The organism is Arenimonas terrae (genome assembly GCF_006265115.1).
In the GTDB taxonomy this organism is placed as follows: Bacteria; Pseudomonadota; Gammaproteobacteria; order Xanthomonadales; family Xanthomonadaceae; genus Arenimonas; species Arenimonas terrae.
Genome location: NZ_SMDR01000001.1, coordinates 1 through 14,783, shown reverse-complemented (window position 1 = coordinate 14,783; position 14,783 = coordinate 1). Strand labels below are relative to the sequence as shown.

The window sequence follows — 14,783 nt, the reverse complement described above, 5'->3', positions numbered from 1 at the left end:
CGGCGCCCGCCTCAGGCCGGCCACTGGAACACGTCCTCCACGCCCGCGCCGAAGGCCCGGGCGATGCGGAAGGCCAGCTCCAGCGAGGGCGCGTACTTGCCGGCTTCGAGCGCGATGATGGTCTGGCGGGTCACGCCGGCCTGCCTGGCCAGCGCTTCCTGGGTCATCTCGCCGTGCTCGAAGCGCAGGCGGCGGATGTGGTTGACGATCGGCGTGGCGGTCACGGCCGGCGGTCCCGCCAGTACGACAGCGCGGTGACGGCGTATTCGACCAGGCTGTGCCAGACCAGGGCGAACACCAGCAGGTGCGCCAGCATGATCGGCGTCGCCCAGGCCAGGTGCGCGGCCGGCGTCAGCCCCAGGGTGACGGCGATGCCGATCACGCAGAAAACCAGGGCGCAGCGGGCCCAGCCGGCGGCGCGCACCTCGATCTCGCGGTCGCGCTCGTCCTCGAGCACCTTGCCCTTCCAGCGCCACTGCAGCACCTGCCCGACCACCGCCCAGGTGATCAGCAGCAGCACGATGTTGCGGCCGATCCTGCCGACGTCGCGCAGGTCCCCGGCGCCGGCGATCACGTCGGCCTTGGCCAGCAGGTAGGCCATCACCCCGAGGGTGAAACCGACGCCGATCCAGGCCCGCCACTCACCCGGCGACACCGCCTCGTCCAGTTCGGTGCGCGGCGCCGCGGAAATGCCGTGCACGGCGGCCCAGGCCACCAGCACCAGCAGCCCGAAACCGAAACCGCCCGGGTCCACGCCGAAGACCTCTTTCGGGCCGGCCAGCAGCAGCCAGAACGCCACGCCCGCCAGCACCACCACTCCCGCCAAACCCCATTTCGGCCACCGCATGGTCTTCTCCACCTGACTTGATGTCCGGTGCAGATTACATTCTCATCGGGAAATGTCAAGCAAACATTACATTGGCTTGTTTGCGCGCCCGGCTGGCACCATCTGCCGGGTCTGCCGCCCCTTTCCGGATACCCCCGTCATGAATGCCGCCGCGCCCGCCCATGTCTTCGACGCCAGCCTGCCCGCCTTCGAGCAGGACGTCCTGCTCAAGTCGAAGGAGGTGCCGGTGCTGGTGGACTTCTGGGCGACCTGGTGCGGGCCCTGCAAGACGCTCGGCCCGATCCTGGAAAAGCTGGCGGCCGAGTTCAACGGCGGTTTCCTGCTGGCCAAGGTCGACGTGGACAAGGAACAGCAGCTCGCCGGCTACTTCCAGATCAAGTCGGTGCCGACGGTGATGCTGGTCAAGGACGGGCAAATCGTCGACGGGTTCCCGGGCGCCCTGCCCGAGGGCCAGCTGCGCCAGTTCCTGGCCCACCACGGCGTGGTGCCGCGCGAAGCCGTCGAAGAGGCCGCGCCGGCCGAAGCCGCGCCGCTGGATCCGCACGAGGAAGTCGTGCGCCTGCGCGCCGCCGTGCACGCCGAGCCGGAGCAGGACGAACTCAAGCTCGACCTGGCCCTGGCCCTGCTCAAGACCGGCGCGGTCGCCGAGGCGGAAAAACTGCTCGATGCCCTGCCCGCCAACCTCGCCCAGGACGACCGCGCCCTGCGCGGCCGCGCGCGCCTGGGCTTCGCCGCCCTGCTCAAGGACGCGCCGCCGGCGGAAGTGCTGCAGGCCGCGATCGCCGCCGATCCGGGCGACCTGCGCGCGCGCCATCTTCTGGGCGCGCGCGCGATCGTCGAAGGCGAGTCCCAGGCCGGGCTCGAACAGTTCCTGGAAATGCTGCGCCGCGACCGCGGCTTCGCCGAGGGCCTGCCGCGCAAGGCCCTGATCGACGCTTTCCGCGTGATCGAGGACGAAGACCTGGTCGGTGCCTACCGCCGCAAGATGGCCTCGGTGCTGTTCTGAGCTAGGTCAGCCAGAAGGTCAGCAGGAACTGCAGCGTGCGGTACAGGTAGAGGTTGCCCAGCATCATCACCGTGATCAGCACGAAGGGCGCCAGCAGCGACACCCAGCGCGCCGGCGCATAGACCCGGCGCACCGCCCGCTCGTAGTGCAGGCCCATCAGGGCCAGGGTCGCCAGCACCAGCCCGGTCGCCAGCGCGCCGTCGACACGCCCAATCTTGTCCAGCAGCCAACCCAGCGGCAGCAGCACCAGCTGGATGTAGAACAGGGTGAAGGTGAACAGGTGCGTGGCCACCACCGCGTGCTCGGCGAAGTACAACCGCCGGCGCCGGAACATCAACGCCAGACCCGCGGCCACGAATGGGATGTGCACGATGATCAGCGCCTTGCCGACATTGCCTGCCTGCGCACCGTAGTCGCGGGCGTAGTCGGCCATCGTGTAGCGCGCGGGCGCAGCGGAACGACGCGCTTCGGGCAGGGCGGCACGGCGCGCCTGCAGGGCGCGGTCGCGCTCGGCGATGCGCTGCATCACCCAGGGATTGGTGATTCGGCTGTGCACCTGCGACATCTGGTCGGCCAGCGGCAGGTTGAAATCGGTCAGCGTGCCGGGCGAAAGGAAATACAGCACGTTCGCCAGCAGGAACAGCGTCATCGGCGCCAGCCAGTGCCGACGGCGGCCGTCGAGGTAATCGCGCGAGAGCCGGCCGGGCTGGAACAGCAGCGCCCGCAGGCTGCGCCAGAACCGCCCGTCCAGGTCGGTGGCCGCGGCGAACAGCTGGCCCAGCAGGTGGCCCAGGCGGCGGTCGCCGTCGACCAGACGCTTCTGCCCGCAACCGTGGCAGTACGCACCGCGCAGGATTTCGCCACAATTGCCGCAGGCTTCGGCCATCGATGTCCCCTTACCCTGCCCCGATTAGAGCCCAGCGCGCATCCGCATGAAAGCCTCCCGTCTCCGCCGCGTCTTCAGTTTCTGGCCGCCCTTCCTGTTCGCGGGCATCCGCGTCACGCAGATCAGCGACGACTTCCGCTACGCGCGGGTCGAGCTGCGCATGCGCTGGTACAACCGCAACTATGTCGGCACCCATTTCGGCGGCAGCCTGTTCTCGATGACCGACCCGTTCTGGATGATCCTGATGCTGCGGCGCCTCGGCCCGGACTACCTGGTCTGGGACCAGGCCGGCGAGATCCAGTTCCTCAAGCCGGGCAAGGGCACCGTGGTGGCCGAGTTCCGGCTCGACGACGCAGTGGTGGACGAGGTCCGCGGCGCCGCCGCCGGCGGCGAGAAGGTGCTGCGCTGGTTCGAGGTGGACGTCCGCAACGCCGAGGGCGAGGTCGTCGCCCGGGTCCGCAAGCAGCTGTACGTGAGGCGCAAGCGCGACCGCCCCGCCGGCCCCGCCTGAGCCGCCCCGGGTGGCGCCCGGCCCCCTGGAATGTGACCCGCTTCACATATTCACAAATGGCTTGCCAGCCCGGCCGGCTGCCGTATGCTGGCCGTCCCGACCCCCCGTCCGCCCGACCCCCGCGCCATGCAGCAGGAAGAAGAACTTTCCCCTGACGAACTGACCGCGCTGCTCTCCAGCTACATGCCGGAGATCCCGGGCTACCGGGTGCTGCGCCGGATCGGCAAGGGCGGCATGTCCCAGGTCTACCTGGGCGTGCAGGAGTCGCTGGACCGCCAGGTCGCGGTCAAGGTCATGTCGCCGGCGGCGCTGACCGACGAAATCTCCAAGCAGCGCTTCGAACACGAGGCGCGCACGATCGCGAAACTCGAGCACCCCTGCATCGTCGGCATCCACGAGGTCGGACGCACGCGCCAGGGCCTGCTGTATTACGTGCTGCCCTACCTGGCCAAGGGCCACCTGGGCCAGCGCGACTTCACCCACGACGAGCACCGCATCGTCGAAGTGCTGCGTTCGCTGCTGTCGGCGCTGGAATACGCGCACGCGCGCGGCATCGTGCACCGCGACGTGAAGGCCGAGAACGTCCTGTTCGACAACGCCGACCGGCCGCTGCTCACCGACTTCGGCATCGCCCTGTCCAAGCGCGACCAGACCCGCATCACCACCGCCGGCCTTGCGGTCGGCAGCGGCGGCTACATGGCGCCCGAACAGGCCCGCGGCGAAGTGGTGGACGGCCGCGCCGACCTCTACAGCGTCGGCGTGCTGGCCTACGAACTGCTGATGGGCCGCCTGCCCTACCAGGCCGCCGACCCGCTGGCCCTGGCGCTGATGCACGCCCAGGACCCGGTACCGCGCCTGCCGGCCGACAAGAAGCACTGGCAGCCCTTCCTCGACCGGGCGATGGCCAAGTCGCCCGACAACCGCTACCGCAACGCCCAGCAGATGCTGGGTGCGCTCAACCAGATCGCCGCCGGCAAGCCGCCGGAGCCGAAGATCGACCCGGCCAAGCTGCGCGACGCCGCGCAGCGCTACTGGAAACCCGCGGCCGGCGCCCTGGCCGGCGTGCTGATCGCGCTCGCCGCCATCGCCTGGCTGCAGCGCGAACCCGACACCGCGCCGGAAACCGACTTCTTCACCGTCGAAGACGCCGCGCCCGCGGCCGAGCCGGCGGCCCCGACGGCCGAACCGGCCCCCGCGCCGGCGCCGGTGGACGCCGCCCTGGCCCAGGCGGCGCAGGCACCGCCGGAAGCCGCCACGTCGCCCTTCGCCAACGTCAGCGCCGAAGTCGCCGTGTTCGCGCTCGACTACGACCCCACCCGTGCCGGCGCCCGCGAACTGGCCGCCGCGCGCCGCCAGATCGACCGCAACCGCCTGAGCCTGCCCGCCGGCGACAACGCCATGGAATCGCTGCGCGCCGCCCGCGGCCTGGCGCCGCGCGAACCGGCGCTGTACCGCCTTTCGGACGAAGTGATCGCCTACTACGCGCCCAAGGTGCTCGAGGCGGTGAACGCCGGCAAGGACGAGGAAGCGCAGGAAACCTACGCCCGCATCGCGCCTTTCGTGGCCGAGATGGAGCGCGGCCAGGGCAAGCCCTGGATCGCGCTGCGCGAAGGCTTGACGCCGGCCCTGCTGGCCCGGCTGCAGGACGGGCTGAAGAAGGTCGACGGCGTCAGCGTCGCCCGCACCAAGGCGCTGGCGACGGCGCTCGAGGTTCCCTCCGACCAGCTCGAACCGGCCTGGTCGCAGGCGATCGAACTGCCCAAGCCCGGCGACGCGCTCAAGGACAACGGCGTCGCGATGGTCCTGGTCGGCCTGCCGCGCGGCGAACGCGCCGGCCTGGCGGCGATGCGCAACGAAGTCACCCGCAGCGAATACGCCGCCTTCGCCTCCGGCAGCGGCCGCCCGGCGGCGCGCTGCCGCAACCGCCTCGCGCCGATCACGCTCAAGAAGCGCACCTGGGACGATCCCGGCTTCAATCAGGGCGGCAACCACCCCGCCGTCTGCGTCAGCTACGACGACGCCCGCGCCTACGCGCAGTGGCTCAGCCGCCGCACCGGCCAGGACTACCGCCTGCCCACCACCAGCGAATGGCGCCAGCTGGCCGACTACCGCGCCAGCGGCAACGCCTGCCGCGACGGCCGCATCAGCTGCGGCAGCGAAGGCACGGCCGCGGCCTCGCAGGGACCGGCCAGCCCGACCGGGCTCAACGGCCTGCGCGGCAACGCCCGCGAGTGGCTGTCGGACTGCGGTGCCCGCGGCTGCGGACGGCGTTTGGCCGCCGGCCTGGGCTGGCGCGACACGGCCCGCACGCCGGCCACGCACGTGGACGATTTCGACGCCGACACCGGCTTCGACGACATCGGCTTCCGCCTGGTGCGCGCGGTCAGCGCCGAGGAACTGGGCGCGCGCTAGTTGCCCTACAATCGGCGCATGCGAAGACTCCGCGCCTATTTTTTCACCGGCCTGCTGACCCTGCTGCCGATCTGGCTGGTCTGGATCGTCTTCAAGTTCGTGCTGGCCCTGCTGTCGGACATCAGCCAGCCCTGGGTCGGGCCGATCTCGGCCAACCTTGCCGCCGCGCACCCCGAGATGCTGGGCTGGATGGACGACCCCTGGGCGCAGTCGGCCTTCGCGGTCGCCGGCACCGTGCTGGTGATTGTCGCGGTTGGCGCGCTGGCGCGGCGCGTGGTCGGCCAGCGCCTGCTCGCCTGGTTCGAGGGCCTGATCCAGCGCATCCCGCTGATGAAGACCGTGTACGGCAGCGCGCGCAAACTGCTCGACCTGCTGCAGACCAAACCCGACGGCACCCAGCGCGTGGTGCTGATCGACTTCCCGCACCGCGACATGAAGTGCGTGGGCTTCGTCACCCGCATCGTGCGCGAACAGGGCACCGGCCGCGAGCTGGCCGCGGTGTACGTGCCGACCACGCCCAACCCGACCTCGGGCTACCTGGAGATCGTGCCCGTGGACAAACTCACCCCGACCGACTGGACCGTGGACGAGGCCATGACCTTCATCATCTCCGGCGGCGCCGTCAGCCCCGACACCATGCCCTTCGAACGCCCGGAGCCGCGCGCGTGACCGGGCAGGAGCGCGCCAGCCGGCTGTTCCTGGTGCTGGCGGTGTTCTTCGTCGGCAATGCCCTGCTGGCGGAACTGATCGGCGTGAAGATCTTCGCGCTCGAGGACACCCTGGGCCTGTCGCCCTTCGAGTGGAACCTGTTCGGCCAGACCGGCTCGCTGAACTTCACCGCCGGCACCCTGCTGTGGCCGATCGTGTTCGTGATGACCGACGTCATCAACGAGTTCTACGGCAAGCGCGGCGTGCGCTTCATCAGCTGGCTGGCGGTGGGCGTGATCGTGTACGGCTTCGTGTTCGCCTACCTGGCCATCGGCCTGGCGCCCGCCAGCTGGTGGGTGGGCGTGGCGGCCGACCAGGGCGTTCCGGATTACCAGAAGGCCTTCGCCGCGGTGTTCGGCCAGGGCATGTGGACGATCGGCGGTTCGCTGACGGCCTTCCTGCTCGGCCAGCTGATCGATGTCAGTGTGTTCCACCGCATCCGCCGCGCGACCGGCGAGAAGATGGTGTGGCTGCGCGCCACCGGCTCGACCGCGGTGTCGCAGCTGGTGGACAGCTTCATCGTGCTCTACATCGCCTTCGTGCTCGGCCCGCAGCAGTGGGGCATGGACCTGTTCCTGGCCGTGGGCACGCTCAACTACGCCTACAAGATGGCGGCGGCGATCGCGCTGATCCCGCTGCTGTACGTCGTGCGCCGCGCGATCACCGGTTTCCTTGGCCGCGACCAGGCCGGGCAGCTGCGCGCCAGCGCGGCGCGGCAGTGACCCTTCGACGGAGCGCCTGAATGCCGGTGCTCGCCCTGGGTTCGTTGCTCTCCGGCTGGGCGCTGCTCGCGCTGCTGTTCATGACGCGCGCATTGTCCTGGGACAACCCGTGGATGTGGGGGCCGCCGATCCTGTTCGTCCTGTCCAGCATCCTGGGCGGCGAAGTCGCGATGTCCGACGAAGAAAACCGCGGCACGGGGCTGATTTTCCTGCTGCTGGGCATCGGCAGCGCGATGGTGCACGGGGTGGTCTGGTTCTTCGCCTTCGGGCTCGTCTGAGGCGCGCTTTCGGCGCAATCGTGACCTATGGCCTAGGCGGTGCGACGCCGCAGCGGCGATGCTGCGCCCTTCCCCACGCCGCCCGGAACCCACCATGACCCTGCGTCCGCTCGCCCTCGCCCTGGCCCTCGCGCTGGCCGCCTGCCAACCCGCCGCCGAAGCGCCCGTCGCCGAAGCCGCGCCCACCGTGCAGCCGGCCGAACGCGCCGCGCAGTTGAACGCGCTGTACGCGGACTTCTGGGAAGCCTCGCTCAAGCTCAATCCGCTGCAGGCCACCTTCGTCGGCGACGCGCGCTACAACGACCAGATGCCGGACTTCTTCAGCGCCGAGTACCGCGCCAAGGGCGAGGCCTTCAACCGCGAATGGCTGGCCAAGGCCCAGGCGATCGGCAGCGAGGGCCTGAGCGGCCAGGACCTGCTGAGCTACGAGATCTTCGTGCGCGACCTGCAGTTCGAAATCGACGGCGAGCGTTTCCCGGGCTGGCAGATCCCGCTCAACCAGTTCACCAACCTCACCGGTACGATCGCCCAGCTCGGCTCGGGCACCAGCGCCCAGCCCTTCAAGACCGTGCAGGACTACGACAACTGGCTCAAGCGCGCCGCCGGCGTGCCGCAGCTGCTGGCGACCATGCAGGCCAACATGCGCGAAGGCATGGCCGCGGGCGTGGTGCAGCCGAAGGTGCTGATGGTGAAGGTGATCCCGCAGATCGACGCGCTGGTGAAGGACAAGCCGGAAGACACGCTGTTCTGGCAGCCGATCGCCAACCTGCCCGCCGACTTCAGCGACGCCGACAAGACCCGCCTGACCGAAGCCTACCGCGCCCTGATCGCCGACCAGCTGATGCCGGCCTACCGCGACCTGCGCACCTTCGTGAACGACGAATACCTGCCGGCCAGCCGCGACACCGTGTCGCTGAGCGCCCTGCCCGACGGCGAGGCCTGGTACGCGTTCCGCGCCAAGCAGTTCACCACCACCGACCTGACGCCGGCGCAGATCCACGACATCGGCCTGGCCGAAGTGGCGCGCATCCACGCCGAGATGGACGGCGTGATGCAGCAGACCGGCTTCAAGGGCACGCGCGCCGAGTTCTTCGAGTTCGTGACCAAGGACAAGCAGTTCGAGTTCGGCAGCGAGGACGAGCTGCTGACCGCCTACCGCGCCCTGGAAGCCAAGATCAACGCGCGCGTGGACGAGCTGTTCTCGCTCAAGCCCAAGGCGCCGTTCGAGATCCGCCCGGTCGAACCCTTCCGCGCGCAGTCGGCCGCCGGCGGCAGCTACATGCGCCCCAGCGAGGACGGCACGCGCCCGGGCATCTTCTACGTCAACACCTACGACCTGCCGACCCGAAAGCGCTGGGACAGCGAAAGCCTGTTCCTGCATGAAGCGATCCCGGGCCACCACTTCCAGATCGCGCTGCAGCAGGAGCTGGGCGACCTGCCGAAGTTCCGCCGCTTCGGCGGCGAGACCGCCTTCGCCGAAGGCTGGGGCCTGTACGCCGAATCGCTGGGCAAGGAACTGGGCGTCTACACCGACCCCTACCAGTATTTCGGCCGCCTGCAGGCCGAGATGTGGCGCGCGATCCGCCTGGTGGTGGACACCGGCCTGCACAGCAAGGGCTGGACCCGCGAACAGGTGATCGACTACATGAAGGCCAACTCGGCCACCAGCGACACCGAGGCCGTGGCCGAGACCGAGCGCTACATCGCCATCGCCGGCCAGGCGCTGGCGTACAAGATCGGCGAGCTCAAGATCAAGGAACTGCGCGCCCGCGCCGAGGCCGAACTGGGCGACAAGTTCGACATCCGCGGCTTCCACGCCGAAGTGCTGCAGGACGGCTCGGTGCCGCTGGCCGTGCTCGAGGCCAAGGTCGATCGCTGGATCGCCTCGCGCAAGTGATGTGCCGAACCGCCGGTCAAAATCGCGGCAGGCCGGGATGACGGCAGACGACGAAGACTGGGCGCTGTCCGACCTGGACATCGCCCTCGCCTGCCCGGCCTGCGGGCGCGAGATGGTGCACGACCCCGACAGCCTGGCCCTGGCCTACGACCGCGACTGGGCCCTGCTGGAATGCGGCGGCTGCAGCCATGTCTCGAAGTGGCAGTGGACCCTGGCGCCGTTCGTGGCCTGGGAAGTTCCGCACGGGGTCAAGATCGTGCCACGCCGCGATGTCCACTGACGCCCCGCACCGCCGCGACCTCGCCCTCTTCGATTTCGACGGCACGCTGACCACCCGCGAGATGCTGCCCGACTTCTTCCGGCGCGCCATCCCGCGACCGCGGCGATGGCTGGGCACGATGCTGCTGGCGCCACTGATCGTGGGCTACCGCCTGGGCTGGGTGCCCGGCACCGTGGTGCGGGCCGCCATCGTGCGCGTGGGCATGGCCGGTCTGCCGCTGGCCGACTACCGCCGCCACGGCGAGGCCTTCGCCGCCGACGTGCTGCCGGGCGTGCTGCGCCCCGAGGCCATGGCCCGCCTGCGCTGGCACCAGGCCCGCGGCGACACCGTGGTGGTGGTCTCGGGCGCCTTCGACGTGTACCTGGAGCCCTGGGGCCGGCAGCACGGCGTGGACGTGATCTGCTCCTCCCTGGCGCACGACGGCCGCCACCTGACCGGCCGCTACCAGGGGCCGCAGTGCGTGCGCGCGGACAAGCCCGCCCGCGTGCTGGCCCGCTACGACCTGTCGGCCTTCCACTGCGTGCACGCCTACGGCGACACCGTCGAGGACCTCGACTTGCTGGCCCTCGCCCACCACCGCCACTATCGTGGGCGGGAACTGACCGGACCCGCCCCCTGAGCTGGAGGCACGCATGCCCGACGATTTCGTCGACCTGATCGCCACCGCTGCACTGGACGCCGCCGCCCACCGGGCCACGCGGCGCCACCGGTGGGTGCGGATCGCCGGCGCGGTGATGCGCGGCCTCCTGGTGTTGCTGCTGGTCGCCGTGATCGTGGTGACGTTCGCGTACTGGTAGCGGCTGCCCCGACGGCGCCGGGAAACTACGCCGGATGAACAACACGCCCGCCGCGCGACCCATTCGACCCGCACGATTTCGTTCCGGCTCAACAACCTGCCGGCCGTTTGTGAGGCAAGCAAACCCCTCGCCCCCGCTCCAATAACCAGATATCCCTCGCCTGCGCTCCATAACGCCGAATGCGCCGGCGACCGCCCCCCGGACGGAGGTGGCGCAAGGCATTGGCGCCGGAACGGATTTCCGCTTGACGCCCCCGCCCGAACAGGAGAACCATACGGTGATATGCCTCACTTTCGAGGCCTAATAGGCGTTAGGTCCCTCATGACGTTTCTAAAGCACCTAGCGAAAACAGAGGCAGTGGCAACTTTTTCGCTTCTCGCAGTCGCTGCTGCGCTAGCAGTTCTCTTTGCAGTTCAGGCAGCCATTCAAAGTGACCCTTCTAGCTCTATTGGCGTCGCTCTCGTGGTTTTTGCATACACCATGGCAATCGGCTGCATTCCCGTCGCAGCCTTCGGCGCACCGCTTTACGCTTGGCTGCTTTCCCATGGCCGAGCCTCTTGGGTTTCTGCTATTGCTATCGGCGTCATCCCCGGCTTGGTGCTTCTTCTAGTAGCGATAGACCTTGGGCTTTGGTCAATCGGGTGCGGTGCGGTAGTGGCGCTAAAAACTCATGTCATCTGTCGGCCGGGCCCTAACCAATCATTCAAGCCGACGCCTTCGGCGCGGCTTAACTAGGGCGTTAGGCCTTAAACAGCACGGCCTTCTCCGTTCAAGCAGCTCTCGGCATCTCTGCTCCGGCCAAGCGTCAGAGCAATCCTTGCCGGCCCGGGCCAACCTTCAAGCGCACCTCGGCCTCGCCGGCCGGATCGGTCTCGGCACCAATCCATTGTCCAGGGTGGCTCGGCGTTGGCGTCCGGTGCGCCTTGCCCCGGGCCACAGCCTCCACGCGCTTGCAACCACGCAGCCCGCGGCTTAGCGTTGGCCTAACCACGTGCTCAAGCGGACGCCGGTCCGTCTATCTGGCACAAATGACTGCCGCGGCCGGCGCCGCTTAGCTTAGGCGTTAGGCTCCAATGGCAGAAGGCATCACTCACGAAGAGTATGTTCTGTCGGTCCGTCGCAGGGCCGCCGAGATCGCGGCCGGCGTCATCTCTGGAGACGTGCCAGTTTTAGAGGCTTGCCATTCTTTGGCGGCACTTCGCCGCGAAGCGGAGATTGACGAGCGTGACCCAGATTTTGTTACCTTCGCCGTAATTTCCTCCGAGACTGATGCGCTCCCTGTGGGGTCAGTTCGGCTTCACTGGGCGCAAGAAGCTCTTGCGCGCATCGAGCCTGAGATTCAGTCAGCTATTTCTTGGGCAACACCGCAAGCGCTTCGGGCCTGCCGGTCTGTGGTGCAGCGGTTCGGGGCCTAACCAAACATTCAAGCCGACGCCTTCGGCGCGGCTTAACTAGGGCGTTAGGCGGCAATGGAGCATTCTGCGCAAATTGGGCGTTGGAGCATTCGCTTTGATCCGGAGGCAACGCGGAAACTTTATGCGGAGGCACAAACGATTGCCTGTGAGTGCACGGACTGCGCCAATTTTCGGGCCGCAGGCGAGGCAGCGTTCTCTCGGCCGTTCCTGCATTTGCTCAGGGAGCTCGGAATCGATCCAGGCAAGCCGGCAGAGCTGTGTCACTACGGCAGCAGCGGCGAGCCCATGCCAACGCAGGGCTGGTTTCACTTCATCGGCCACCTTGAGGGTGGCGCGGACGCGTGGCGCCAAGTCAGCGAAACCGCCCACAACCTCGACCCTGAGCCCTACCCAGGCATGACGAGCATCGGGTTCACCTCCCGCTTGTCCCAAGTTCCGGAGGCGTTTGAGGGGCAGCCGTTGGTCCAGCTAGAGTTCGAAGCCACTGTTCCGTGGGTAACGGCGGTTCCGTCTGCGTAATGGGAAGGTTGCCGCCTAACCAATCATTCAAGCCGACGCCTTCGGCGCGGCTTAACTAGGGCGTTAGGCCGCTAAGAAGCAGTCCAAGAGACTCATGGCTACATACTCTGAGGAGCGTGAAATTTGGTACGAGCGCGACCTGCGAAACAACGCTTATCGCGCTCGTGTCGTGTTGGAAGTTGAGGCTGACACCGTGTTTCTTGTTGCAGATGGCAAGCGCGAGCTACTGTGCAGGCCAGAGATTGCAAAGCGCTTTTGGTACGAGACGTGGCTTGCCTTTACCAAGCGCTACGCAGGCACGCCGGGCTTCCGGCCCTACGGGGCTGGAGGCGCGGCCTAACTAATCATTCAAGCCGACGTCGCTCCGCGACGCGGCTTAACTTAGGCGTTAGCTGCCAATGGGGTTCAGTCGCACTCAAAAGGCTTGGTTGATGACTGGGCCGCTACTCCTGGCGGTTAGCGTCATCCTCGTCCTGGCCTTGTCCGCTGCTCTCGGGCCTCGTCAAGTTGCTCTTTACGGCGCATTTGGCGCCGGTGCGTCTGCTTTCGTCTCTCTCGTTTCGGCACTGGTCGCAGTAACCGAGAGCTGGGGTAACCTCAAGTCCATGCCAAGAGTGGACCATGCCCTGCTTTTCGCGGGGGCTCTGCCAGCAGCATTGGGAATTGCGGTTGCCGCTTACGCGGCATACTCGGTAGCCGCTAACTAATCATTCAAGCCGACGCCTACGGCGCGGCTTAACTAAGGCGTTAGGCTTCATGACAATCCGCCGCACGCGACCAGTTTGTTTCTATTTTGGCCTCCCAGTTTTGCTGGTGGCTATGGTCGGGTGCAGTGGCGCCCCGGCTAGAACAGTGCCCCCGCCGCCAGCCGAACCTGAAGTAATATTTGATGATCCAGACTGCATTTGCTGTACGCCCGATCCGTCTAGCGATGAGGGCGAGGACGCCGGGTCGGATGAATTCGCTTGATTCGGCGTCAGAGTACTGGGTGGCGCTGTAGCTAGCCGCCTAACTAAACATTCAAGCCGACGCCTTCGGCGCGGCTTAACTTAGGCGTTAGGCCTCATGCGAGAAATTGCGTTACTCGAAGCAAAGTGCGCAGACTGTGGCAACACATTTAGCCACCCAAGCCTCGGCGACTTTGCATACGGAGAAGTGGTGTTATTCACCGCTGACGGCAAGAATTACGCCACTGCGGATGGCTTTAGTGACTTTGCACAGCGCCTAAAGACCGTGGCTACTTCCTGTTCGCCAGGCGGATTCTGGCGGCTAATCGCATCGTTCGCTGATCCAATAGCTGGCCAGCAACTGACAGCTTCTATCCATTGCCCCCAGTGCACTTCCAGTAGTCTGGAATATTGGGGCGGCAAAGAAACTGGCACAACTAGCGTACCGGCTGCTACCTTTTTATCGGCATCGCAGCTTAGCCTTGAGGCGCTTGCAAGCGCAGCCAGGGCTTTCGGCTGTGAGGCCTAACAGTTTATTCAAGCCGACGCCTTCGGCGCGGCTTAACTCAGGCGTTAGGCCTTCAACAGCTCGGCCTTCTGCGTTCAAGCGGCGCTCCGCATTTCTGTTCCTGCTCAGCATCAGAGCAGTCCTTGCCGGCCCGGCCGCTCCATCAAGCGCATCTCGGCCTCGGCGGCCGGTTCGGCTCCAGCGCAATCCCACTTCCTAGGGCGGCCTGCCGTCAGCGTCCGGTGCCGCTGGCCCCGGGGCCACTACCTCCACGCGCTTGCAACCATGCAGCCCGCGGCTTAGCGTTGGCCTAACCACGTGCTCAAGCGGACGCCGGTCCGTCTATCTGGCACAAATGACTGCCGCGGCCGGCGCCGCTTAGCTTAGGCGTTAGGCTCAAATGCGACATCGCAACGCTCACCGAGTACTGGCCACGTTGTTCTTCCTCGGGGGAGTCTGGGCTTGCGGGGTCTCAAACTTAATAATCGCGTTGAGTTCCTTCGACTTCGATCAAGGATTGGGGCCGATTGCCGGAGTCATAGCCCTCACGATGTGCGCAGCCGGCGTCATTTGGTTCTTCCGGCCCGTACTTGGAATGGTGCTAGCAGCTGCAACGCTGATCCCACAAGCATTCTCGTTCGCGGGAGGCTCCATCGCATACGCGCTTCACTTTTGGCCGAACTGCCGGATAGAGATCAATGTTCCGGGGGCCGGCGACAAAATACTTAGCTTCTTCATCCATCCGTTTAGCCTGTCTCCCTCGTGGCGGCTGAGGACTGATGCAGCGTACATAGGCTTCGGCATCGGAATAGAGATCGTTTGCTTAACGATCCTTGTCGCGCTCGCGGTCGCACTCATCGTAATCCGGCGCACCAGCAATGCGCCTAACTAATCATTCAAGCCGACGCCTTCGGCGCGGCTTAACTTAGGCGTTAGGCCTTCATCCGCTTCAGTTGCTTCGGCCCGTTCGCGGGCCGATGTCGTCTCTGGCTTCGGGAAGTTCCAGTGCGGGTCTTGGTCGCCCGCTTCCAGCCATTTCGCGTGTGGTCG

Annotated in this window: 13 protein-coding genes; 10 read left to right on the top strand and 3 right to left on the bottom strand. The window is 67.0% G+C overall.

Annotation, left to right across the window (positions count from 1 at the left end):
- Positions 1 to 11 precede the first annotated feature (11 nt).
- Together E1B00_RS00065 and E1B00_RS00060 are read right to left on the bottom strand one after the other, a co-directional pair.
- Entirely contained in the window at positions 12 to 224 is a 213-nt protein-coding gene (locus E1B00_RS00065) for a helix-turn-helix transcriptional regulator (RefSeq protein ID WP_139444632.1), read from the bottom strand.
- Positions 221 to 847 (bottom strand): hypothetical protein, encoded by a 627-nt coding sequence (locus E1B00_RS00060; protein WP_139444631.1) that lies wholly within the window; start codon positions 845 to 847, stop codon positions 221 to 223. The genes E1B00_RS00065 and E1B00_RS00060 overlap by 4 nt, the downstream gene beginning before the upstream one ends.
- A 139-nt stretch (positions 848 to 986) precedes the next feature.
- Here E1B00_RS00060 and trxA point away from each other — a divergent pair, with 139 nt between their 5' ends.
- Positions 987 to 1,853, top strand: coding sequence for a thioredoxin (gene trxA / locus E1B00_RS00055; RefSeq protein ID WP_139444630.1), 867 nt, complete (start codon positions 987 to 989; stop codon positions 1,851 to 1,853).
- A gap of 1 nt (position 1,854) precedes the next feature.
- Here trxA and E1B00_RS00050 read toward each other — a convergent pair whose 3' ends face one another.
- Positions 1,855 to 2,739, bottom strand: a complete 885-nt coding sequence (locus E1B00_RS00050) for a DUF3667 domain-containing protein (protein WP_139444629.1) — start codon at positions 2,737 to 2,739, stop codon at positions 1,855 to 1,857.
- A gap of 46 nt (positions 2,740 to 2,785) precedes the next feature.
- On the opposite strand from E1B00_RS00050, the gene E1B00_RS00045 reads away from it, so the two are divergent.
- The 9 genes from E1B00_RS00045 (at position 2,786) to E1B00_RS15490 (ending at position 10,344) form a co-directional block, all read left to right on the top strand.
- Positions 2,786 to 3,250 carry a DUF4442 domain-containing protein gene (locus tag E1B00_RS00045; RefSeq protein ID WP_139444628.1) on the top strand — a complete coding sequence of 155 codons (465 nt, stop codon included), beginning with the start codon at positions 2,786 to 2,788 and terminating at the stop codon, positions 3,248 to 3,250.
- A gap of 126 nt (positions 3,251 to 3,376) precedes the next feature.
- Entirely contained in the window at positions 3,377 to 5,662 is a 2,286-nt protein-coding gene (locus tag E1B00_RS00040; protein ID WP_176693068.1) for a bifunctional serine/threonine-protein kinase/formylglycine-generating enzyme family protein, read from the top strand.
- Positions 5,663 to 5,680: 18 nt separating this feature from the next.
- Positions 5,681 to 6,331, top strand: a complete 651-nt coding sequence (locus E1B00_RS00035; RefSeq protein ID WP_139444626.1) for a DUF502 domain-containing protein — start codon at positions 5,681 to 5,683, stop codon at positions 6,329 to 6,331.
- Entirely contained in the window at positions 6,328 to 7,092 is a 765-nt protein-coding gene (locus tag E1B00_RS00030; protein ID WP_139444625.1) for a queuosine precursor transporter, read from the top strand. Before E1B00_RS00035 ends, E1B00_RS00030 begins: the two co-directional genes overlap by 4 nt.
- Before the next feature lie 20 nt (positions 7,093 to 7,112).
- Positions 7,113 to 7,370 (top strand): hypothetical protein, encoded by a 258-nt coding sequence (locus E1B00_RS00025; protein ID WP_139444624.1) that lies wholly within the window; start codon positions 7,113 to 7,115, stop codon positions 7,368 to 7,370.
- 94 nt (positions 7,371 to 7,464) lie between these two features.
- Positions 7,465 to 9,267, top strand: coding sequence for a DUF885 domain-containing protein (locus E1B00_RS00020; protein WP_246048440.1), 1,803 nt, complete (start codon positions 7,465 to 7,467; stop codon positions 9,265 to 9,267).
- Between the two features lie 37 nt (positions 9,268 to 9,304).
- Positions 9,305 to 9,547 carry a hypothetical protein gene (locus E1B00_RS00015; RefSeq protein ID WP_139444622.1) on the top strand — a complete coding sequence of 81 codons (243 nt, stop codon included), beginning with the start codon at positions 9,305 to 9,307 and terminating at the stop codon, positions 9,545 to 9,547.
- On the top strand, positions 9,537 to 10,166 hold the full coding sequence (locus E1B00_RS00010; protein WP_139444621.1) for an HAD family hydrolase: 630 nt from the start codon (positions 9,537 to 9,539) through the stop codon (positions 10,164 to 10,166). The genes E1B00_RS00015 and E1B00_RS00010 overlap by 11 nt, the downstream gene beginning before the upstream one ends.
- Before the next feature lie 13 nt (positions 10,167 to 10,179).
- On the top strand, positions 10,180 to 10,344 hold the full coding sequence (locus E1B00_RS15490) for a hypothetical protein (protein ID WP_176693067.1): 165 nt from the start codon (positions 10,180 to 10,182) through the stop codon (positions 10,342 to 10,344).
- Positions 10,345 to 14,783 lie beyond the last annotated feature (4,439 nt).